A 21,294-nucleotide genomic window follows, 5' to 3' on the forward strand; every position below is an offset into this window, starting at 1 on the left:
CAAAATGGATTCAGTAGCCTTATTTGGTACCAGCGCTGACCCTCCCACTTTGGGGCACGAGGCCTTGTTGAGTGAATTAACTAAGATCTTCCCAAAAGTTATAACGTGGGCAAGTGATAACCCTGAAAAAAAGCATCAAATTCCACTTCTAAAAAGAAGTCAGCTTTTAAGAATTCTGGTAAAAAAAATCTCACATCCTAAATTAGAACTAGTTCAAGAATTGAGTAGTCCTAGAACAATTCATACTCTAAAAAAAGCTTCCCAACTATGGCCTGAAGCAAATTTTAGTTTTGTAATTGGTAGTGATTTAATTATTCAAGTTCCAAAGTGGCTTAATGCTAAGTCTATTCTCAATAAAGCAACAATTGCTATCGCAATGAGAAACGGATGGCCAATTATTGATCAAGAATTAGAGGAGATTAAAAACCTTGGCGGTAAAATTGTTCTATTGCCTTGTCATATTCCTGAATCATCAAGTTCAAAATTCAGAGAGAGGCCTCAAGAAGGACTTGTTCCTCAAGAGCTTGTCCCATTTCTACTTGAAGAGAACCTATACGGTCTATCAGATAACAGATAATGAAATTAGCATTAGCTCAACTTAATCCAGTTATTGGAGATCTCGACGGTAATGCCGAGAAAATATTTGAAGTGTGTAAAGAGATCAAAAACAAAAATATAGATCTAGTCATAACACCAGAGCTTTCTTTGATCGGCTACCCTCCAAAAGACTTATTATTTAATCCAAGACTTTTTGAAGAGCAAAAAGATGTCCTAAATAAATTAAGCAAAAGATTAAGTAATCTTAGTCAAGACTTATCTGTATTAATTGGTATCGCAGAACCAACTCCAGACATAGACATTCCTAAACTATATAATTCAGTTGTTATTTTAAAAAAAGGTAGTTGGAGAATCGTAGCGAGGAAGCAACTCCTACCCACTTATGATGTTTTTGATGAAAAACGTTATTTTCGTTCTGCAGAGAAAAGTAGTATTTTAAATTTGAATTACCAAGAAAAACTTTGGAAGATCGGAATAACTATTTGTGAAGATATATGGGTTGAGAAAAACCTACAAAATGAAAAGATCCTAGGGAAAGATCCTATAAGATCCCTAGAAAAAGAAAAATTAGACTTGCTTATCAATCTTTCAGCTTCTCCATTTATTGAATCAAAAAGTTTATTACGCCAACGAATAGCAGCCAAAGCAGCTATTCGTCTTTCATGCCCGGTGATCTATGTCAATCAAGTAGGAGGTAATGATGAATTAATCTTTGACGGTTCTAGTTTTGCTCTAAATAAAAAAGGCAATTTACAACAAGAACTTCCTGCATTTAAAGAGTCAGTAGGTCTTTGTGATATATCTTCCTTAAAACAAAAACTTTCGATATCAAGTAAATATCAAACATCACAAGAAGTCCTTTTCAGAGCTTTAGTTCTTGGAGTTAAAGATTATGCAAGAAAATGTGGTTTCAACAGTGCAATTATTGGATTAAGTGGGGGTATCGACTCAGCTCTAGTAGCAACTATTGCAGTAGCAGCTTTAGGCATCTCTAAAGTTCATGCGATTTTAATGCCATCTCCATGGAGTTCAGCAGGGTCTGTAAAAGATGCAACGACCCTAGCTACTCGACTTGGAATACATCATCAGAAGATTCCGATCTCAGATGTAATGAATAGTTTTAACGATGTTTTATCAAATTCAACATGGGGTATACCAACAGGCATCACAGCTGAAAATCTACAATCTCGTATTAGAGGAACAATATTGATGGCTCTAGCAAATCAAAAAAAACATTTACTTCTATCTACAGGGAACAAATCAGAACTGGCCGTAGGATATTGCACGCTTTACGGAGACATGAACGGAGGATTGTCTGTAATTGGAGATCTTTTTAAGACAAGTGTATTTGATCTATGTAATTGGATAGATAGTGAGTCGTCATCCAGTTGTAGAAATGATTTCTTTCTCCCTCAAACAGGAGAAATCATAGGCTCTGAAATAAGGAACAAGCCTCCCAGTGCTGAATTACGACCTGAACAATTAGATAGCGACTCTTTGCCGGATTATTTTACTCTTGATCCAATACTAAAAGGATTAATTGAAGAACACTTGCCAACGGAAGTTCTAATAGCAAAAGGATTTGATAAAGAAATTGTTTTTAAAGTAGCCAACTTATTAAAGAACGCCGAATTCAAACGTTATCAAGCGCCTCCTTTATTAAAAATTAGTAATCAAGCTTTTGGAAGTGGGTGGAAAAAGCCAATAGCCTCAAAATAAATCCTTAAATTCACTTCTATTCATCATTCAATTCCTTTAAGCAATCAATTGGTCTTCGCAGAGACTTAATATTAATCCCGTAACGTAAAGCTGTTATGAGCCCTGCAGCCTCTAAATAATTTTCAGCATACATAATATTTTTATTTTTTTCACCACCCAAGTAATCTAGTCTCATCTTTGTAGAGCTAACATTTAATAATCCTTTATTAGAAACTACTATCAAAGGGATAAATCTTTCGATACAAGATAAAACTGCTTCGCCACCTAATGCGCCCTGCGGAACAACAACGGCTCCTAAATCCCTATTACTTAATAAAGTTTTTACCTGTAAAAACGCATTTTCTTTGGTTTTTATAGATGACTTACAGATCAGATCAGGTGCACGACTAAGACCAACTAAAACACTTTGCAAAAATGTATATCCTATTTCCTCTCCCGAAGTTCGAGGGTCTAGATCATAATCAATTGGCAAAGGGGCTAACCCCGGTGCATGTGCACATGGAATCAATAAATGTTTTACAAGAAAATGACTTATTACAGCTTCGACCCCCGCAATAACATCTACACCATGACCTTGTCGATAAAGTTTAGTCTCTAATCCATTACTATCATCAGGGAAGCGAGTTACTACAGCAATTGCGGTTGCGCCAGCTTTCTTAAGTTTTTCAGCAGCTCTTAAAAGAACATCTGGTTCTTCGATATTCCCCCAACTCGATCCACTTAAACCTTTTTTTAGATTAATTTGTATGGCTCTTTCAGTGGTAATTACAGGACCAATATTCAAACCTAAACTTGCTACACAACCATCAGCAACTTGTAAATGTCTTTTCTTTAAATCTGACTCTAAGCCAGCATCTAAGAGCAAACCTACTTTTTGTTGGCTTACTGGTTTAAGAAACACTTCGCCAGCCGCAAAAAGATTTAAGCTATACCCTTCTACATATTGGATACAAGTATCTGGCCAATATAAAGATCCACCATTCATAACATTGGGATGAGTTATTAAACATTCACTGGCAGAAGCCAGTAATCTTGCAGAAGGGATTGCATCCCCTGCATATCCACCGACACTGCACCCTATACCAGTAGGAATAATCAATAATGTTGGAAAAGGATCAGTAATCGTCATAAAGAATTCAATTCAGAATTTATATATGTCTCCTTATTTTGATTAATAATCAAAATAACTTCGACCGATATTATCTGGATTTTTTTTTCAGGATGATTACTCACTGAAGTAATAGCCCACCTAAGTGGTTCACCATATTCCATTAGCTTAGATAAAATATAATTTCTCAAGTCAAATACGCTTAATTCAAAAGGCCAATCAAGGTCTAATTCTATAAATTCAAGATTCACTTTATTAATTACTTATACTTTAAGAATTCGCAAAATTAAATACAAACAAGAATCTACGCAGCAGCACCACCCACAACTTCTAAAATTTCTTGAGTAATTGCTGCTTGTCTTGCCTTATTATAATCAATAGTAAGATTTTTAGCCAATTCCTTCGCATTATCACTAGCGTTATTCATTGCAGTCATTCTACTCGCTAACTCTGAAGCAGCAGACTCCTGTAATGCACGTAGTAATTGATTCTGTAAATAAAGAGGTAAAAGAGCATTCAAAAGCTGATCAGGACTTTGTTCAAAAACAATGTCCGATGGTAATTTCGGCTCTTCATTCGAAGGCGCAGCATCTTTCTCAATAATTAATTGGCTATCTTTTGTAGTCAATCTAAAAATTTCATCTTCTGAATCTGCTATCCCTTGAGGATCTAAAGGTAAAAGAGTTTGTATCGTTGGATTACAACTAACCAAGCTTACAAACTTAGTAAAAATGACCTCTACTCGATCAGTACTTTCAGAAAGAAATTCTGCTAATACTTCACTAGTAATAGAGCTAGCATCTTCAGAAGTCGGAACTTGTTCTAATTCTTTAAAAGTAGCTCTTATCTTATAAAGGCTAGATCTATTTTCGAAATATCCTATTGCTTTCTTACCGATTAACACTAGATCAGGACTATATCCTTGACCTTTTAATTCGGCATAGCGTTTCTCTGTTCGTTTAATAATATTTGCATTGTAGCCCCCACATAATCCTCTATCCCCAGTAACAGCTAAGAGAGTGATTTTCTTAACTTCACGCCTATTGAGTAGAGGAGAGTCAGCAGCTTCAAACTGCATTCTGGATTGTATATTTTCCAAAACCCTTGCCAATCGATCAGCGAAAGGTCTACTCCGTAGAACCTGATCCTGTGCTCTCCGAACTTTCGCAGCAGCAACGAGTCTCATCGCTTCTGTGATTTTCCTGGTGTTTTTGACAGATACAATTCTGTCTCGTATGTCCTTGAGGTTAGCCATAGGTGATTTCTCTATTAGATAGCCTTTTTATTTATGCCGCAAGCATTGAGGATTTAACCTCGTTAATAGCATCTTTAAGCATTGATTCAGATGCTTCACTTAGAACTTTTTCAGAGAGAACGTTCTTAATAAAATCAGCCTTATTTGTTTTTAGATAATCACGTAATTCACGAGCAAACTTTGTCACTTCCTCCTCAGGCACCTCATCAATCATGCCTTTAACACCTGCATAAACAATAGCCACTTGTTCAGCTAAATTCAGAGGGTCAAATTGAGGTTGCTTTAGAAGTTCTCTTAACCTTTTTCCTCTACCTAACTGCTTTTGAGTAGCTTCATCAAGATCTGAAGCAAATTGAGAGAATGCGGCAAGTTCATCAAACTGAGCTAGTTCAAGTTTTAACGTACCTGCAATTTTCTTAATAGCTTTCGTTTGCGCAGCTCCTCCTACTCGGCTAACTGATATACCAACGTTAATTGCAGGTCTTAATCCAGAATTGAATAAATCTGAGCTCAAGAAAATCTGGCCATCAGTAATTGAGATAACGTTTGTTGGTATATAAGCAGAAACGTCACCAGCTTGCGTTTCAATAATAGGCAAGGAGGTCATTGATCCCGCACCCATCGCATCGGAAAGTTTTGCAGCCCTCTCAAGTAAACGACTATGGCAATAAAAAACATCTCCTGGATATGCTTCACGCCCGGGTGGACGACGTAAAAGTAATGACATTTGCCTGTAAGCCTGAGCTTGCTTGGTTAAGTCGTCATAGATAACTAGAGTAGCTTTGCCTTGATACATAAAGTGCTCAGCAATTGCTGCACCTGTATAAGGCGCTAAATATTGCAAAGCTGCAGCCTCAGATGCTCCTGCATTAACAATAATCGTATAATCCAACGCTCCTTTTTCTTTAAGAACTTCAACTACATTTGCCACTGATGCTTGTTTTTGACCAACGGCTACATAGACACAAACAACATCTTGACCTTTTTGATTGATGATTGTATCGATTGCTATTGCCGTTTTCCCTGTTTGACGATCTCCAATAATCAACTCTCTCTGGCCTCTTCCAATAGGAATCATGGCATCAATAGATGTGATACCCGTTTGCATAGGCTCATGTACTGACTTCCTCTTAATAATTCCAGGAGCTATTGACTCAATTAATCTTGAGTCAGTTGTAGCCATCTCTCCTTTTCCATCAATTTGCTGTCCAAGAGGATTAACCACTCTTCCTAGCATTTCCTCTCCAACTGGGACTGAAGCAATCTTTCCAGTTGCTTTAACTGTGCTTCCCTCTTGCACTCCTAAAGCTTCACCCATCAACACGACACCAACATTGTCATCCTCAAGGTTTAAAGCAATTCCTTCTGTTCCATCTTCGAATTCAACTAGTTCACCAGCCATAACCTTTTCAAGGCCATAAACTCTTGCGATACCGTCACCAATCTGTAAAACAGTACCTACATTGCTAACAGATACTGATTTATCGTAATCAGCAATCTGCTGTTTAAGGATTGAACTGATCTCGTCGGGGCGTATAGAAACCATGGGATTAACTTAAGTTAGGGAAGATGAAGGGGAGAAAGTCAGGAGAGAATTAGCTGACCTTGGCCAAAGCAAGACCAAGTCGCCTGACTTGGCCTGCAATGCTGGCATCAATGACCTTTGATCCAACATTGACCACAAAGCCACCTAGCAATTCAGAGTCGACTTTGAGATCGATTTCCAAATTATCTGTACCAGCTATAGATTGTACTTTCTTGAGTAGCTCAGATTGTTGATCTTCACTTAAAGCTGAAGCTGAAGTGATTGTTGCTAAAGCAATATTTCTTTGTTCTCTATAAATTTCCAATAATCTTTCAAGAACAGAATTCAACAATCCAATTCTCTGTCGATCTGCCAAAAGTTTTAAAAGGTTTAAGAAAGAGGGCGTAACCTGACTAGAGAAAAGCTTTTCTAAAGCGGCTTTCTTCTGATTTACCTCTAAAACTGGCGATGACATCGCATCACTAAACTCAGGGCAAGAGTTCCAAAGTTCTAAAATTGATTTGGCTTGAGTTACTACTTCATCAACTTCGTTTCGGCTGTCAGCTACTTGAAGGAAGGCTTCAGCATAAGGAGTAGTAATAGTATTAAGTAATGGCATTAGTTGTCTCCAATATTTTTAATTGACTGTTTAAGAAAATTATCTTGAGTATTTGAATCTAACTTTTTAGGAAGCATTGCTAATGCTTTTTTAATAGCAAGTTCTGCAGCTTCTTTTCTCAATTGAGAAGTCACTCTTGCAGCTTCAGCATTTAAGTCAGAAGCAGCACCTTGTTTAATTCTTGCCATTTCCTCAACAGTTCTTTTTTCACTCTCTAAACGAATTGCTTCTGCTCTCACTTTGCAATCATTTCTAATTTTGTCTGCTTTTTGCTTCGCTGAGGCAAGTTCGTCTTTTGCTTGCGAAAGAGAACCTTGTGCTTGAGTTAAACGCTCTTCTGCTTCTTTCAAATCAGAAAGGATTGTAGTTCTTCGTCTTTCAAGGATTTTTCCTAAAAAGCCTGGCAAGAACTTATAGAGGCCAAAAACAACAACAGCTAAGTTGATAATATTGGTCTCAAAAATATTTAAATTTAGGCCAAAGCCTTCGGAAGCGAAAATTAAAGAAGTCATTTTTTTGCCAAGAGTCGTTCAATAATCAAATCACCAAGATTGTCAGCCTCGCTTTTAAGTTGATTAAGAGCTTCATCTCTTTGTAAATCAATCTCACGCCTTGCTTTTTCTCTCGATGCATTTGCCTCTGAAGTAGCAAGAGCAAGAGCTTCTTTATAAAGATTCTCAGAATCCTGCTCTGCCTCAAGAATAACCTTCTGAGCTTCAAGACGAGCTTCTTTGAGCTGATCTTTGAGTTCAGTCTCTAGTCTTTCAACCTCAGCAATTTTTTTCTTTGCTTCTGCCCGACTTGTATTTACATAATCCTCTCTTTCTTCAACTACCCGTCCAACAGGCTTGAAGAAAAGAGCATTAAGTATGAAAGTAAGTAATACAACTTGAACGGCCATAAGCGGAAGAGTTGCATCGAAATCAAACAGACCTCCCTCAGAGGCACCAAACAAAAACAAAGTTGGCATTAGCTAGGGGTGCAAGAATTTAAACGAGCCGGAGAACGGCAATTGAAATTTGCTAAAGAATTTTCAAATTTTGGGACTGAAAAGTTAATCAAATTGATTGATTTACTCAATCAGCCCCTTTTTGAAATATTCAACCAGCAAAAGGGTTAGCAAAGAGAAGCACCAATGCAACCACAAGGCCATAAATGGTAAGTGATTCCATGAAAGCGAAAGAAAGAAGCAAAGTACCTCTGATTTTGCCCTCAGCTTCTGGTTGACGGGCTATACCCTCTACTGCTCCTTGTGCAGCACTACCCTGACCGATACCAGGGCCTATTGCGCCAAGGCCTACAGCTAAACCAGCTGCAACAACTGATGCGGCGGTGGTAATGGAATCCATAATTCTGCTAAAGATGTGTAGCGCTTGAAACGCTTATAGAGTTGTGACCGGGAGTTTATACCTGCGAGGGGTGCATCTCATAGTTCTTGAGATGATTCTGAAAGAATTTCAGGCCTCAAAGCAGGAAATTTGCCATTGAAAAGTTAATTCAGTAGCAAAAAATCATGATTAATGATGCTCTTCAACTGCTTCCCCGATGTAATAGGCAGCAAGAGTTGCAAAAATCAGAGCCTGAATAGCACTAGTAAACAAGCCTAGAAACATAACAGGAACTGGAAGAACAAGAGGTACAAGAAAAACAAGTACAGCTACAACAAGTTCATCCGCCAGAATGTTTCCAAATAAACGGAATGAGAGAGAGAGAGGCTTTGTAAAATCTTCAACAATTTTAAATGGGAGCATTATTGGCGTTGGGTGAACGTAATACTCGAAGTAACGCAAACCTTTATTGCTCAACCCCGCATAGAAATATGAGAGAGATACCAGTAGTGCTAAAGCAACAGTTGTATTTATGTCAGCTGTAGGTGCCCCAAGTTCGCCACTTGGTAGTTCAATCAGCTTCCATGGAACTAATGCACCGCCCCAGTTGCTCACGAATATGAACAGAAAGAGGGTTCCGATGAAAGGCATCCAATCTCTATAAACCTTTTCACCAATTTGTGTTCTTGCGAGATCACGTATGTAATCCCATAGGAATTCCAAAAGATTTTGCACACCTTTCGGATCACGTTCCATTTTTTTTGTTCCAATGACCACTAAGGCAAGCAAAGCGCCTATTAGCAGCCATGAAGTCATAAAAACTTGGCCGTGAATTCTAAAATTTCCAATCTGCCAATAGAGATGTTGACCAACCTCTAATTCAGCTAAAGGAAAAACAAATGGTAAAAAACCCATTTATCTGGAAGTTAGGTTGCGTAGAAAATAAACGCCAAACAAACAAAACTTAAAAATTTAATTTCTAAAAAGCACCTATGGCATTGATAGAAACTGAATAATTAACGCTGGTTTATAAAGCAAAAATCCTAATAAAGCCGGAATTAAATCAAGTTGAGGAAATCTAGAAGATACCAAAACCAAAAGGACCGGAACTAACAACTGGACTTTACCGACGATTTTTGATGAAGTACCTAGTCTTCCAACTCCGCGAGCAAGCAAGCGAAAATAAAAAATTCCTGATAAAGCACCTACAAGAAGGCTTGCACCGGCTTGGATTCCCCAAAAGAAACCTGCTATGCCAACAGAAAAAATAGTCAATAAAAAAGCAAGACGGAATACTCGAAATTGAAGTTCAAGATATTCGTCTGATTTGACTCCGGACGATGAGTCCGATGAATCAAAATCCAGAAGAGGATCATGACTTGAGCAATTTTCAACAGTCTCAGATGCCACAAAAATCCCTCCTTTTGGAGTTCCTTAGTGATAGTGAGAAGTTGTTTTGCAAACAAGACACCTAAGCTCTCTGCAAAGGCCCGGGGAATCTATCACGAGACTTGCATCAAAACAAAAAAAATTTTTATTGCTAAATTGAAAAGTTTTTAATTTAGCAACTTGATCAAAAATTTTAAACACAGTTTTAGTTATTCAATCTAAATCAGATAGATAATCTCTTTATATAATTAATCCTGGTGATATAAAATTAAATAATCAAGTTATTGATCAATTTTTTTATTGCATCACTAAAAACTAACAATTAAATTTTAACTCATAAAAATCTTCTTGATTTTTATGAGATTCCTTAAAAAAGTAAATTAATTACATTTAAAGACTTGGCAAAATGCGAATCAGGCGGCTCAATGGTGTATGAGCAAAAGATCCTTTGAGTAATATTTCTAACAAAAAAATTCTATCTAAACCCAAAGGGAAAAATCCTACCCAATCAAAAACTCATTTCGGTAATTTAATAAACGACACCATACTTCCATTACCTTGGCCTTTTTGGCCAAAAGAGGGGCGTTTAATAATGGGATTGATTGCCTTTTGGAGCATATCTGGAATTTTTATACTTGGATCAGCTAGTTGGTGGGTAGCCATTAGAGAGATGGGTGAAGGTGCTTACTATATAAAAAGACAACTAATTTGGCTGATCGCTAGTTGGAGCATTTTCTACCTAGCCATCAATATCAATCTAAAAAGTTGGCTAAGGCTATCAGGGCCTTGCCTTTTCATTGGTATGGTTCTAATTGCATCAACAAGTTTTTTCGGTAGCACAGTTAACGGGTCTACTCGATGGTTGATTATCGGTCCAATCCAAATTCAACCATCGGAGTTAATTAAACCTTTTATCATTCTCCAAAGTGCCAAACTTTTTGGTCAATGGGAAAGAATAAATTCAGAAAAGAAACTTTTTTGGTTAACTATTTTTGCATCTATTATTGTATTAATTATAAAGCAGCCAAATTTAAGTACTGCCGCATTAATAGGGATATTACTTTGGATGATTGCCTTAGCTTCCGGTATTGATTTCCGCTACCTTTTTAAAACGGCGATATCAGGATTTTTAGTTGGTTCAATAAGCATTTTTTTTAATGCCTATCAACAAAGTCGCGTCATGTCATTTATTAACCCGTGGAAAGATCCAGAAGGTAGTGGATATCAATTAATTCAGAGTCTTTATGCTATTGGTTCTGGTGGCCTCTTCGGAGAAGGTTATGGTCTTTCAATGCAAAAATTACAATATTTGCCCTACAGAAGTACTGATTTTATATTTGCTGTTTTTGCGGAAGAGTTTGGATTCTTTGGATCTATTTTACTTTTATCATTCCTGCTTGTAGTTGCATATTTAACTCTTAAAATATCTCTTAATTGTAGAAATAATTATTCTAAACTAATCTCTATTGGATCAGGTACTATTCTTGTTGGCCAATCAATTATGCACATAGCAGTTTCATCAGGAGCAATGCCTACAACTGGCCTACCCTTCCCTTTGATTAGTTATGGGGGCAACTCATTGATTTCAAGCTTACTAATAGCTGCTCTATTGATCAGATCCTCTATTGAATCATCAGATTTATTAATTAAAAATCCCTCAAATAGACTGTTAACTAGATAATCTTGTGTAATAACTTAAGGTGACAAATCTCTTTTTGAACATTTCTTCTATAAATTTACTTTTCTCTGATTTGACTCGTCATGGCGAGCAGTTAATTAATAATGGGCTCAATAATCCAAGCCCACTAACAATTCTAATAGTTTTTACGGGAGGACTTCTTACTAGTTTTGGGCCGTGTTCATTATCACTTTTACCAATAACAGTTGCATATTTAGCTGGATTTAAAAATAACCAAAACCCTTTACAAAAAACGATTAGTTTCTGCAGCGGTATAGTGATATCACTAATTATATTAGGAAGTCTAAGCGGGTTTTTAGGGAAAATTTATGGTCAATTACCAGGTTTCTTTTCAATTTTCATAAGCTTTCTAGCAATAATTATGGGTCTTAATCTGCTTGGGATTTTTAAATTCTCACTTCCATCTGGCCCTGACCCTGAAATTTGGATAAATCAAGTTCCTTCTGCATTCGCTCCAGTTTCAGCCGGTTTTGCTTTTGGATTAGCCTCCTCTCCTTGTACTACGCCTGTTCTTGCAGTTCTTCTCGCCTGGGTTGCTAAACAAGGAAATCCTCTTAATGGCACAATTTTACTTGGCAGTTTTGCGATTGGACAAATTGTTCCTTTATTTATAGCAGGTACTTTTGCCGCAAGTATTCCAAAATTATTATCATTACGACCTATTGGGAAATGGGTTCCACCAATTAGCGGAGTGATTTTATTAACCATAGGTCTTATGAGCCTTCTCAGTATTTGGATATAAAATACATGAAAAAAATTAGCCAAGTTTTAAACTGGCTTTCTAGCTTGAAGATTGCGATATTATTATTATTATTAATAGCTATTTCATGTGCAGCTGGTACTTTAATACCACAACAAGAATCAGATCAATTCTATTATGATAATTTTAATAAATATCCTTTTCTTGGAATAATTAATGGAAATATAGTACTACTTTTTGAATTAGATCATGTCTATACAAGTTTTTGGTTTTTATTCTTACTCATTTGGCTTGGTTTAGCTCTTGCAGTTTGTAGTTTTAGAAGACAATTACCTATACTTAAATCAGCATGGAAATGGATAGATTACAAATCGCCTCGTCAAATAGCAAAACTTTCTATTGCGCAATCAATAGAAACTAATAATTACTCGGAAAGCTTAGAGAAAATTAAAATTAATTTAAAAAAGCAAGGTTGGAATATAAAAGAAACAGATGGAAGGATAGCTGCTCGCCAAGGAGTAGCAGGTAGATTAGGACCTATATTAATTCATCTAGGAATGATATTATTAATGATAGGAGCAACATATGGATCATTAAATGGGAAAACCATAGAAAAATTTTTAGCCCCTGGCAGATCAATAGACTTATTAAACAATAATGAAGAGAAAGGGTTAACTATTGAATTACAAAAGTTTCAAATCGAAAGAGACCCTCAAGGAAGGGCTGAGCAATATAGGTCTATAGTAAATGTTATTGAGCCAAATGGAGATAATCAATTCAAAGAAATTAGTGTTAATTATCCATTAAGATACAAAGGATTAACATTATATCAAGCTGACTGGTCTTTAGCAGCAATAACTATTCAAATTGAAAAAAGTCCGAAATTACAAATTCCAATAGAACCTATACCTGAGCTAGGTGAACAAGTTTGGGGAACAATTATACCTACAAAAAAAGATGGTAAAGACCCAATTCTCGTAACCGTAGATAGTGAGATAGGTCCAGTAAGCATTTACAATAGTGATGGTACATTAATTACAAAATTAAGTACAAATAAGGAAGCAAAAGTCAAAGATACTTTAATAAAGATAATAAATATCGTCCCAAGTAGTGGGTTATTGTTAAAGCATGACCCTGGAGTACCTTTTGTATATACCAGTTTTGCGATAATACTTATTGGAGGTTCACTTAGTATTATTTCCACTAAGAAAATCTGGGTCTTACATGAAAAGGAAAAGTCTATGATTTATATAGGTGGATTAAGCAACAGAAATCTCTCTGGTCTTTCAAAAGAATTGCCAAAATTTATTCGTTTCTTAGAGAATTAGCTCTAAATTACTTCTTTTCCCATGACAGACTCTAATGATTGTATGAACATTACCCCTAGGATTAAAATCAGCTTCTAATTGCATCCACTTAGGATCAGAAACTTCAACAAAGTCATCGACTATTTTATTAGTGACTTCTTCATGCGATATTTTCTTCTCTCTATAGCTATTTAAGTAAAGTTTAATTGCTTTTAATTCTATAACCTTCATATTTGGTTGATATTTAATTCTCAAAGTTGCGAAATCGGGATATCCCGAGAAAGGACACTTACACGTGAATTCAGGGAAATCTATTGAAATTTCATAATCTCTATTACTATTTGGATTTGGGAAACAAATTAAGCTCCCAGCCTCTATTTCCCTCTCGCCATACATAATTTCTTCTTTAATGTCTTTTTCTTGTCTAATCACTTTTTAGTGGCATTTAAAACTCACAGTACATAAAAGCTTGATTAAAAATTCAAACTTTAACTAAATTCTTTTAATCAAAAAGTAGGAAAATGATGCCAAAAGGCTGATTTGTATCATCGAGTACAAAACTAATCCCCGCTATCCCCCTTAATGGATACAAATAAAGGTTTTACATGGACATAAGTCTTGCTGATACTCAAAATGGAACTCTAATAGAACCTAAAAGTGTTCATGGTATCCTTTGGCTACAAACTCATTTTGAATCCGACAATTGGGAATCCATTAGCAACGGGCTAGTAATAATTCCTGCCAGGGATGCAGAAATGCTTGCTGAAGATGCACAAAACGCTGGTATAAATGTAAATTTCATCAATTCTCTAAGTCAAATAGACAAAATTTGATAAAAATATCTAAAATTCTTGGAGTTACCTAAAGCGATATGAAAAAGATAGAGGCAATAGTCCGTCCTTTTAAGTTGGAGGATGTAAAAATTGCATTAGTAAATGCAGGTATAGTTGGTATGACAGTTAGCGAGGTAAGAGGATTTGGGAGACAAAAAGGACAAGTTGAGAGATACAGAGGTTCAGAATTCACCGTTGAGTTTCTTCAAAAACTCAAAATTGAAGTAGTAGTTCCTGATGAAAAGGCTGAAATTGTTTTAAAAGCTATCGCTGATGCAGCCAAGACAGGAGAGATAGGAGATGGAAAAATTTTCGTTAGCCCAATTGATTCCGTTGTCCGAATCAGAACTGGCGATAGAAACGAAACAGCTCTTTAAATCAAAATTTTACTCACATAAAATATTCAACAATTTTTCTGATTCAATATTTCCTTCAACTTCATCCCCCATCCAAAGAAGATATTCTTGATTACCGGCAGGGCCTTTTAAGGGTGATGCAATTAATCCTTTTGGGTACCATCCATATTTTTTAGATTCGTTTACCACACCTTCAATAGCCTCAGCGTGTAGTGAATGATCACGAACAACTCCTCCTTTACCCACTTTATCTTTGCCAACTTCAAATTGAGGCTTTACTAATACAAGTAACTCAGATCGTTTAGCATCAAGAAGAGATTTAATACTAGGCAAAACAATTTTAAGAGAGATAAAAGATAAGTCTGCGACTGCGAAGTCTGGTATTGGGTCTCCATCATTAAATAATTCTTCAGGAGTTAAATGCCTAATATTTGTACGTTCCAATAGGACCACTCTCGGATCATTTCTAATACTCCATGCAGTCTGGCCATAACCAACGTCAATGCCATAAACCCTTGCTGCCCCTAACTGCAAAAGACAATCCGTAAACCCACCAGTTGATATACCAGCATCTAAACAAATCCTTTTTTTTATATCAATTGGAAATTGATTAAACGCTTCAGCCAATTTCTCCCCTCCCCTAGACACATATCGCAAGGGCTGAGTAACTTCGATCTCAAGATCTTTTAAAATTTCTTGGCCTGGCTTATCTAAAATTTGACCATTGATCGTTTTAACTTTTCCAGCTCTAATAAGCTTCTGCGCCTCTTGACGAGATTTCACGAACCCTTTAGTCAGCAAGTGAAGATCTAATCGCGATTTTTTAGTCATTTGTTTACAAAAACAAACAGGAAACGGAACAAAAACCGCAGAACTCGTGCTTATTCTCTTTTTCAATAGAGAATCTAATCAACTGATCAAAGGTTTTGTCTAAAAAGCTCATACATCCCAGCAATGAGAATGAGCTATCTAGGCATGCTCATTTTCATCTAACCTCAAAAAAACAAGCTGGAGAAGTGCTTGAACTTCTGCCTCCAGGTAGTTTTGCAATATTTGCAAATCAACCAAATGATTTGCCTCCCTTTCAAGTCATTGATTGCAAAGGAGGAAGATGCAGAGTCAGGCAGCAGGCTTGGGGAAGATATGTCCATTGGGAAGTTGAACACAATAGACTCAAGTCAGCTTGACCTTGACGAACTAAATTAAACTAACCTTTAACTATGTAGCACTTTGATTGAGCGTTACACAAACCCAGAGATGGGAAATATTTGGTCTGAGCAAGCCAAATACCAAACATGGCTTGATGTTGAAATTGCCGCATGTGAAGCTAATTGCAAATTGGGAAAGATTCCCAATAGTGCAATGGAAACCATTCGATCACAAGCAAGTTTTACGCCAGAACGCATTCTCGAAATAGAAGCGGAAGTTCGCCATGATGTAATTGCTTTTCTAACGAATTTAAACGAATATGTTGGGGATGCTGGCCGTTATATCCACGTGGGAATGACCAGTAGCGATGTCCTTGATACTGGGCTTGCACTTCAGTTAAAGTCATCTGTCAAGCTTTTAAGAAAAGAGCTTTTATTACTGGAAGAAGCTATTAGAGATTTAGCAAGTCAGCATAAAAAAACCGTAATGATTGGACGTTCTCATGCCATTCATGGGGAACCTATAACCTTTGGATTCAAGTTGGCGGGATGGCTAGCTGAAACACTAAGAAACAAAGATAGGCTAAACAGTCTTGAGAAAGACATCTCGGTTGGACAAATTAGTGGAGCTATGGGTACCTATGCCAATACTAATCCAGAAATAGAAAGAATAACTTGCGAACTTTTGGGGCTTGAATGTGATACGGCTAGCACTCAAGTTATCTCAAGAGATAGGCATGCTAATTATGTACAGATTCTTGCTTTGATTGGATCTTCACTAGATCGTTTTTCTACAGAAATTAGAAACCTACAAAGAACGGATGTTCTTGAAGTAGAGGAAAACTTTGCTAAGGGCCAAAAAGGAAGCTCTGCAATGCCTCATAAAAGAAATCCAATACGCAGTGAAAGAGTAAGTGGTCTTTCCAGAGTTTTAAGAAGTTATGTAGTTGCAGCGCTTGAGAATGTAGCTCTATGGCATGAAAGAGATATAAGCCACAGCTCCAATGAAAGATTAATGCTGCCAGACACATCTATTACTCTTCATTTTATGATCACAGAAATGACCGCAATAATTAAAGGTCTTGGGGTTTATCCAAATAATATGCTGAGAAATTTGAACATTTATGGAGGAGTGGTTTTTAGTCAAAGAGTTCTTTTAGCTTTAGTTGAAAATGGAATGAGTCGAGAAGATTCTTATCGACTAGTACAAAAGAATGCTCATTCAGCCTGGAATCAAAACGAAGGAAATTTCAAAGCAAACCTTGAGAATGACCCAGAAGTAATGAATAGTCTCTCAAAAGAAAAACTTGCTGACTGTTTTTCAACCGAATTACATCAGTCCAATTTGAGAGTGATTTGGGAAAGACTTGGTATTTAACTTTCAAAGCTGAATCAATTAATATCAGTGAATACACTCTAAAAATGGAATAGAACTAGATTCAACTAAAATCCATAGTTATAAGTTTCTATTCCCTAGGAATTTAACAATTCTCAACCCAAGATAAATCTCCAACATGAAACGACTTGAGAAAGATAGCCTAGGTTCGATTGATGTTCCAAAAGATGTGCTATGGGGAGCTCAAACTCAACGATCAATATTAAATTTCGCTATTGGGGATGAGTTGGTACCACTCGAGATTATTCATGCAATTGCCCAAATCAAAGCCTCTGCTGCTCAAGTAAACAATCATCTAGGTCTAATAAATACAGAAACCACTAAATTCATTATCGAAGCCAGTTTAGAAATTATTGAAGGTAAACATAATGATCAATTTCCTGTGAAAGTTTGGCAAACAGGTAGTGGTACCCAAACCAATATGAACGTCAATGAGGTGATTTGTAATATAGCTTCAAAACGTTTAAATAATCCTTTGGGTAGTCATGATCCAATACATCCTAATGATCATGTCAATTGTTCTCAGTCAACAAACGACGTTTTTCCAGCTGCAATTCAAATAGCCACAATTGTTACTATAAAAGATACCTTAATACCTGAATTAACAAAGCTCATTGATTTATTCTATCAAAAAAGTAAAGAATGGAAGGATATTATAAAAATAGGACGTACTCATCTTCAAGATGCAGTACCTCTCACTCTTGGACAAGAAGTCTCTGCTTGGGCTGCTCAATTAGAAACTGCATTAGGACGTATTGAAATCAACCTCGAGGAACTTTACCCACTTCCGCTTGGAGGAACTGCTATTGGGACTGGCCTTAATGCTCCGAAAAATTTCGATAATTTAATTGCTCTTGATATTGCTACCAAAACAAATTTACCTTTTGAGACTGCCGCTAATAAATTTGCCATCATGGCTAGTCATGATGGTCTTGTCAATATTATGTCTCAACTAAAATTATTAGCCGTAACTTTTCTCAAAATTGTTAATGATCTTCGACTTTTATCTTGCGGACCAAGAGCTGGATTATCAGAACTACAGCTTCCAGCCAATGAGCCTGGTAGCTCAATAATGCCAGGGAAGGTTAATCCAACTCAATGCGAAGCAATGGCAATGGTATGTACACAAATAATTGGTATGGACACCTCGGTCTCAATTGCAGGAAGTGGAGGACATCTACAAATGAATGTTTATAAACCACTGATTGGCTACAATATTTTAAAAAGTATCAACCTTATTCAAAAGGCATGTAAGAGTTGCAGAGAGCATATGATTGAGGGTATTCAACCCAATAAAGAAAACATCAAAGAATATCTAGACAATTCTCTGATGTTAGTAACTGCATTAACACCATCAATCGGCTACGAAAAAGCAAGTAAAATAGCTCAATTAGCCCATGAAAAGAATTTAAGTCTAAAGCAAGCATCTACTCAATTAAATTATATTGATCAAGAAGAATTTGATTATCTCATCAATCCAAAAACCATGATTGGGAACGAATGAAAACAAGGTTTTTCAATCTGATTGGTTTCTTTCAGTTGCTGGATTAATAATTTCATGATTTTTATCTTTTGCTTGGGTAATATCTTCAGCTTCACAAACTGGAAATCTATCCATTAGTTTCATTGCTGCCTTGGCATTATTTCTAAGTTGCCTACTCAACGCCAAACAATAGGGAATTTGTGAAAGTAAATCATTTGTTCTTCTTAAAATTCTTACCACATCTCCCTCATCTAAAGAAGTATTTGAGATCAACTCCGTCCAAGTAATTCCTTTTGCCCAGGCTTCTACTAAACCCATTAATTCAGAACTCCATAAGATTGGAACTTCTATACCTAATCGTTCTTGAACTCTAAATAATTCTCTTCGTATGTTTGACAAATCATTAAATGCTTCATCTGCAACTGCACTTGGGATAAATCCAGACCATAAATCAGGACGACTGACTTCCGTCACAATTGACTGAATCACACCAGCTAATTCTACCGGTGTTAGTTCATCAAGATGTCCACTCATTAAAGCCAATCCTAACCATAGCTCATTTTCACCTCTTAAAGATCCAATACCTTTACCGATATCAGTAGGATTTAGATCATCCAAGCATCCAAAGTAGTTTAATACTTTAATTAGTGATAAGAAAGTTTCCCAGTGACGATTAGACCTGTCGTAGAGCATCTCCTCACGTTCATGAATTTCAACACCAAGTTCATCCATTCGTCGTCTATACTTCTTTAATTTTTTCTTATCCCCCCAGCGATGAGCTGGCTGAATCAATAATTCATCATCCAGAGATTTAACTAAATTAGCTTGAGATAAAACTTCACTAGCAAGATCATATTGAGCGGTTCGCATATCATTTTTCTGAGCCAAATTTGAAATTATTGAGGCTGTTTTATTACTTAGTAAATCGCCATGATGTATTTCACCTAATCTACTAATTTCAGGAGTTGTAAGATGTGATACGTCTAAGCAAGTCAATTCAGCATAAAGACTTACGACTTCCTTACACGCAATAAGTATCCAAATATTTTCATCTGTTAAGCATAACAATTGAGATTGTCTATCTCCTTTTTGTATTTTTTCAACAATGACTGCAGGTGTAACTTTTCCTCGCAACTGTGATGTCTTCAGACTTATGAGGGTTCCATTATTTGCAAATTCCAAGGCTAAGATCAATTCATTAGATAAGGTTTCTGCTGATTGTTTTTGGAGAATTTTTAATAGTCTTCTTTCTTCCTTTAGATGACTTTTTATTTTCTCATATCTTTCAAAATCTGACCATGGTATATCTTCTGAAAAAGTTTTATACTTTTTAAACTCCTCTTTTAATCTGGATAACTCTTCTTCTTCTTCAACCAAATCCAAGCTCGCCAAGTATCGACTAAAGCTTCTCTCTATCAATTCTTTTGATTTGTCTAAGTCATAACGCTGTAATAGATTCAGTACCATGCCATAGCTGGGTGTGAATTGACTAATCAGTGGATCGGCTGGGCTGGTAGCTAATTGACCAGCTTCTCGAACTCCTTCGAATCGAGTTTGTACAGTGACCACATAACCTCTAGAGTCAAGACCTCTTCTTCCAGCTCTACCAGCCATTTGCAAAAATTCACTCCCCATTAATTGACGATGACCATTGTCTGATCTCTTCGACAAAGTAGATATAATTGTGCTTCTCGCCGGCATATTAATTCCTGCAGCTAAGGTTTCAGTTGCAAAAACAACCTTTATCAATCCTTCTTGAAATAATTCCTCAATTAACTCCTTCCATGCAGGAAGAACTCCGGCATGATGAGATGCGATTCCATTAAATAAAGCTTTTACATGTAAATCATCTCTCAAACCTTCTGAATTTAAAATTGTATATTTTTCAAATCGATCTTGAATTGATTTTCTTTCTTCTTGGTTCACTAAACAAGTGCTAGCTATTGTTTGTACAGCCTTGTCACAACCACGACGACTAAATATGAAATAAATAGCGGGTAACATATTTCTTTCTGCTAACTTCGATATCACAAAGCCCAAGGAAGGAGAATCAGGTTGAGTAGGCTTGGATAAGCGTCCTCTCTTCTTATGTGATTTTGTTGGGCGCCAAACCTTACAGTTTGGATGTAATCCAGTTCCTTTTTCATTGAGTAATGGATGAAGTCCTTTAGCACTACAAAAATTGAATTCCAGAGGAACTGGTCTTAAATCACTAGATATTAGATCTGTGGGTCCATGAACTTGCTCAATCCAATCAGTTAATTGACCTGCATTGGCAACGGTTGCTGATAGAGCAACGAACTGAACGGATTTAGGACAATGAATAATTGATTCTTCCCAAACTGTCCCTCTATGCGCATCATTCATATAATGACATTCGTCAAGGACAACAGTTTCTATATCAAGTAGAGGGTCATCATTTCTATCTGCTGCTGCATAAAGCATATTTCTAAAAATTTCAGTAGTCATAACAAGAATCGAAGCCTCTCTATTCAGACTTAAATCACCTGTTAAAAGACCCACATTTCTTGAACCAAATTGATTCCTAAAGTCTCTTAGCTTTTGGTTAGATAAAGCTTTTAAGGGGGTTGTATAAAACACCTTATTCCCATGAGAAATCGCTCTATAAATTGCATACTCTCCTATTAAGGTTTTTCCTGATCCTGTAGGAGCACTAACAACTACCGAATGCCCTTGATTGAGTGAGTCAATTGCTTTAAGTTGAAACTCATCCAATGCAAAAGGAAAGATTTCCTTTGGATTTAAATTGTTTTGGAGGATTTCGTTCTCAAACGTATCTCTTTCTGATGAAGTCATTGCTAAATCCTAGGGGAATATTTTATGACCACATGATTTTTGATGTGGATACAT

At 36.5% G+C, this 21,294-nt stretch carries 23 protein-coding genes; 10 read left to right on the forward strand and 13 right to left on the reverse strand.

All coding sequences use genetic code 11. The features are described 5' to 3' along the window. Window positions 1–4: 4 nt before the first annotated feature. Together O5639_RS05645 and O5639_RS05650 are read left to right on the forward strand one after the other, a co-directional pair. Complete coding sequence (locus O5639_RS05645) at window positions 5–577, forward strand: nicotinate-nucleotide adenylyltransferase (RefSeq protein ID WP_332299740.1); 573 nt, start codon at window positions 5–7, stop codon at window positions 575–577. Further along, on the forward strand, window positions 577–2,277 hold the full coding sequence (locus O5639_RS05650; RefSeq protein WP_269625489.1) for an NAD+ synthase: 1,701 nt from the start codon (window positions 577–579) through the stop codon (window positions 2,275–2,277). The genes O5639_RS05645 and O5639_RS05650 overlap by 1 nt, the downstream gene beginning before the upstream one ends. 16 nt (window positions 2,278–2,293) lie before the next feature. On the opposite strand, the gene O5639_RS05655 is transcribed toward O5639_RS05650, so the two are convergent. The 10 genes from O5639_RS05655 to O5639_RS05700 form a co-directional block, all read right to left on the reverse strand. Further along, on the reverse strand, window positions 2,294–3,406 hold the full coding sequence (locus O5639_RS05655) for a DUF3326 domain-containing protein (protein ID WP_269623608.1): 1,113 nt from the start codon (window positions 3,404–3,406) through the stop codon (window positions 2,294–2,296). Beyond that, window positions 3,403–3,636 carry a hypothetical protein gene (locus tag O5639_RS05660; protein ID WP_269623609.1) on the reverse strand — a complete coding sequence of 78 codons (234 nt, stop codon included), beginning with the start codon at window positions 3,634–3,636 and terminating at the stop codon, window positions 3,403–3,405. Before O5639_RS05660 ends, O5639_RS05655 begins: the two co-directional genes overlap by 4 nt. Window positions 3,637–3,689: 53 nt before the next feature. Continuing rightward, window positions 3,690–4,640 (reverse strand): F0F1 ATP synthase subunit gamma, encoded by a 951-nt coding sequence (locus O5639_RS05665; protein ID WP_269623610.1) that lies wholly within the window; start codon window positions 4,638–4,640, stop codon window positions 3,690–3,692. Window positions 4,641–4,671: 31 nt separating this feature from the next. Beyond that, window positions 4,672–6,186 carry a F0F1 ATP synthase subunit alpha gene (atpA, locus tag O5639_RS05670; RefSeq protein WP_269623611.1) on the reverse strand — a complete coding sequence of 505 codons (1,515 nt, stop codon included), beginning with the start codon at window positions 6,184–6,186 and terminating at the stop codon, window positions 4,672–4,674. A 49-nt stretch (window positions 6,187–6,235) separates the two neighbouring features. Then, on the reverse strand, window positions 6,236–6,784 hold the full coding sequence (gene atpH, locus O5639_RS05675; RefSeq protein WP_269623612.1) for an ATP synthase F1 subunit delta: 549 nt from the start codon (window positions 6,782–6,784) through the stop codon (window positions 6,236–6,238). Next, a complete protein-coding gene (locus O5639_RS05680) occupies window positions 6,784–7,296 on the reverse strand; it encodes a F0F1 ATP synthase subunit B (protein ID WP_269623613.1) in 513 nt (170 codons plus the stop codon). Before O5639_RS05680 ends, atpH begins: the two co-directional genes overlap by 1 nt. Then, window positions 7,293–7,754, reverse strand: a complete 462-nt coding sequence (locus tag O5639_RS05685; protein ID WP_269623614.1) for a F0F1 ATP synthase subunit B' — start codon at window positions 7,752–7,754, stop codon at window positions 7,293–7,295. The genes O5639_RS05680 and O5639_RS05685 overlap by 4 nt, the downstream gene beginning before the upstream one ends. 130 nt (window positions 7,755–7,884) lie before the next feature. After that, on the reverse strand, window positions 7,885–8,133 hold the full coding sequence (gene atpE, locus O5639_RS05690; RefSeq protein ID WP_011125758.1) for an ATP synthase F0 subunit C: 249 nt from the start codon (window positions 8,131–8,133) through the stop codon (window positions 7,885–7,887). A 168-nt stretch (window positions 8,134–8,301) separates the two neighbouring features. Next, window positions 8,302–9,027 carry a F0F1 ATP synthase subunit A gene (gene atpB / locus O5639_RS05695; RefSeq protein WP_269606848.1) on the reverse strand — a complete coding sequence of 242 codons (726 nt, stop codon included), beginning with the start codon at window positions 9,025–9,027 and terminating at the stop codon, window positions 8,302–8,304. Window positions 9,028–9,102: 75 nt separating this feature from the next. Next, window positions 9,103–9,522 (reverse strand): ATP synthase subunit I, encoded by a 420-nt coding sequence (locus O5639_RS05700; protein ID WP_269623615.1) that lies wholly within the window; start codon window positions 9,520–9,522, stop codon window positions 9,103–9,105. Between the two features lie 427 nt (window positions 9,523–9,949). On the opposite strand from O5639_RS05700, the gene O5639_RS05705 reads away from it, so the two are divergent. Genes O5639_RS05705 through O5639_RS05715 form a run of 3 tightly spaced genes read left to right on the forward strand, consistent with a single transcriptional unit; the run spans window position 9,950 to window position 13,228 of the window. Further along, window positions 9,950–11,182, forward strand: coding sequence for an FtsW/RodA/SpoVE family cell cycle protein (locus tag O5639_RS05705; protein WP_269623616.1), 1,233 nt, complete (start codon window positions 9,950–9,952; stop codon window positions 11,180–11,182). 19 nt (window positions 11,183–11,201) lie between these two features. After that, window positions 11,202–11,942, forward strand: a complete 741-nt coding sequence (locus O5639_RS05710) for a cytochrome c biogenesis CcdA family protein (protein WP_269623617.1) — start codon at window positions 11,202–11,204, stop codon at window positions 11,940–11,942. A 5-nt stretch (window positions 11,943–11,947) separates the two neighbouring features. Beyond that, complete coding sequence (locus O5639_RS05715) at window positions 11,948–13,228, forward strand: cytochrome c biogenesis protein ResB (RefSeq protein WP_269623618.1); 1,281 nt, start codon at window positions 11,948–11,950, stop codon at window positions 13,226–13,228. On the opposite strand, the gene queF is transcribed toward O5639_RS05715, so the two are convergent. Beyond that, the gene (gene queF / locus O5639_RS05720) at window positions 13,217–13,603 is read right to left on the reverse strand and encodes a preQ(1) synthase (RefSeq protein WP_420063672.1); all 387 of its coding nucleotides are present in this window, start codon (window positions 13,601–13,603) and stop codon (window positions 13,217–13,219) included. The genes O5639_RS05715 and queF overlap by 12 nt on opposite strands. A gap of 209 nt (window positions 13,604–13,812) precedes the next feature. Between queF and O5639_RS05725 the strand changes: the two genes are divergently transcribed. Continuing rightward, entirely contained in the window at window positions 13,813–14,040 is a 228-nt protein-coding gene (locus tag O5639_RS05725) for a hypothetical protein (RefSeq protein WP_269623619.1), read from the forward strand. A 38-nt stretch (window positions 14,041–14,078) separates the two neighbouring features. Then, on the forward strand, window positions 14,079–14,417 hold the full coding sequence (locus O5639_RS05730; protein ID WP_269623620.1) for a P-II family nitrogen regulator: 339 nt from the start codon (window positions 14,079–14,081) through the stop codon (window positions 14,415–14,417). A gap of 9 nt (window positions 14,418–14,426) precedes the next feature. Here O5639_RS05730 and O5639_RS05735 read toward each other — a convergent pair whose 3' ends face one another. Continuing rightward, window positions 14,427–15,227 carry a TlyA family RNA methyltransferase gene (locus tag O5639_RS05735; protein ID WP_269623621.1) on the reverse strand — a complete coding sequence of 267 codons (801 nt, stop codon included), beginning with the start codon at window positions 15,225–15,227 and terminating at the stop codon, window positions 14,427–14,429. Between the two features lie 95 nt (window positions 15,228–15,322). Between O5639_RS05735 and O5639_RS05740 the strand changes: the two genes are divergently transcribed. The 3 genes from O5639_RS05740 (at window position 15,323) to O5639_RS05750 (ending at window position 18,444) form a co-directional block, all read left to right on the forward strand. Next, window positions 15,323–15,583 (forward strand): hypothetical protein, encoded by a 261-nt coding sequence (locus tag O5639_RS05740; RefSeq protein WP_269623622.1) that lies wholly within the window; start codon window positions 15,323–15,325, stop codon window positions 15,581–15,583. A gap of 43 nt (window positions 15,584–15,626) precedes the next feature. Then, complete coding sequence (gene purB, locus O5639_RS05745) at window positions 15,627–16,922, forward strand: adenylosuccinate lyase (protein WP_269623623.1); 1,296 nt, start codon at window positions 15,627–15,629, stop codon at window positions 16,920–16,922. 127 nt (window positions 16,923–17,049) lie between these two features. Continuing rightward, entirely contained in the window at window positions 17,050–18,444 is a 1,395-nt protein-coding gene (locus O5639_RS05750) for a class II fumarate hydratase (RefSeq protein WP_269625524.1), read from the forward strand. A 12-nt stretch (window positions 18,445–18,456) separates the two neighbouring features. Here O5639_RS05750 and O5639_RS05755 read toward each other — a convergent pair whose 3' ends face one another. After that, window positions 18,457–21,240 (reverse strand): DEAD/DEAH box helicase, encoded by a 2,784-nt coding sequence (locus O5639_RS05755; RefSeq protein ID WP_269623624.1) that lies wholly within the window; start codon window positions 21,238–21,240, stop codon window positions 18,457–18,459. Between the last annotated feature and the right edge of the window lie 54 nt (window positions 21,241–21,294).

This window comes from Prochlorococcus marinus str. MIT 1214 (assembly GCF_027359355.1).
GTDB classification, from domain to species: domain Bacteria; phylum Cyanobacteriota; class Cyanobacteriia; order PCC-6307; family Cyanobiaceae; genus Prochlorococcus_B; species Prochlorococcus_B marinus_F.

What these genes read in the sequence shown, in the direction of transcription:
- O5639_RS05645 (WP_332299740.1), top strand. Translation starts at nt 5, where the DNA reads ATGGATTCAGTAGCCTTATTTGGTACCAGCGCTGACCCTCCCACTTTG.
- O5639_RS05650 (WP_269625489.1), top strand. Translation starts at nt 577, where the DNA reads ATGAAATTAGCATTAGCTCAACTTAATCCAGTTATTGGAGATCTCGAC.
- O5639_RS05655 (WP_269623608.1), bottom strand. Translation starts at nt 3,406, where the DNA reads ATGACGATTACTGATCCTTTTCCAACATTATTGATTATTCCTACTGGT.
- O5639_RS05665 (WP_269623610.1), bottom strand. Translation starts at nt 4,640, where the DNA reads ATGGCTAACCTCAAGGACATACGAGACAGAATTGTATCTGTCAAAAAC.
- atpA (WP_269623611.1), bottom strand. Translation starts at nt 6,186, where the DNA reads ATGGTTTCTATACGCCCCGACGAGATCAGTTCAATCCTTAAACAGCAG.
- atpH (WP_269623612.1), bottom strand. Translation starts at nt 6,784, where the DNA reads ATGCCATTACTTAATACTATTACTACTCCTTATGCTGAAGCCTTCCTT.
- O5639_RS05680 (WP_269623613.1), bottom strand. Translation starts at nt 7,296, where the DNA reads ATGACTTCTTTAATTTTCGCTTCCGAAGGCTTTGGCCTAAATTTAAAT.
- O5639_RS05685 (WP_269623614.1), bottom strand. Translation starts at nt 7,754, where the DNA reads ATGCCAACTTTGTTTTTGTTTGGTGCCTCTGAGGGAGGTCTGTTTGAT.
- atpE (WP_011125758.1), bottom strand. Translation starts at nt 8,133, where the DNA reads ATGGATTCCATTACCACCGCCGCATCAGTTGTTGCAGCTGGTTTAGCT.
- atpB (WP_269606848.1), bottom strand. Translation starts at nt 9,027, where the DNA reads ATGGGTTTTTTACCATTTGTTTTTCCTTTAGCTGAATTAGAGGTTGGT.
- O5639_RS05715 (WP_269623618.1), top strand. Translation starts at nt 11,948, where the DNA reads ATGAAAAAAATTAGCCAAGTTTTAAACTGGCTTTCTAGCTTGAAGATT.
- queF (WP_420063672.1), bottom strand. Translation starts at nt 13,603, where the DNA reads ATGTATGGCGAGAGGGAAATAGAGGCTGGGAGCTTAATTTGTTTCCCA.
- O5639_RS05725 (WP_269623619.1), top strand. Translation starts at nt 13,813, where the DNA reads ATGGACATAAGTCTTGCTGATACTCAAAATGGAACTCTAATAGAACCT.
- O5639_RS05730 (WP_269623620.1), top strand. Translation starts at nt 14,079, where the DNA reads ATGAAAAAGATAGAGGCAATAGTCCGTCCTTTTAAGTTGGAGGATGTA.
- O5639_RS05735 (WP_269623621.1), bottom strand. Translation starts at nt 15,227, where the DNA reads ATGACTAAAAAATCGCGATTAGATCTTCACTTGCTGACTAAAGGGTTC.
- O5639_RS05755 (WP_269623624.1), bottom strand. Translation starts at nt 21,240, where the DNA reads ATGACTTCATCAGAAAGAGATACGTTTGAGAACGAAATCCTCCAAAAC.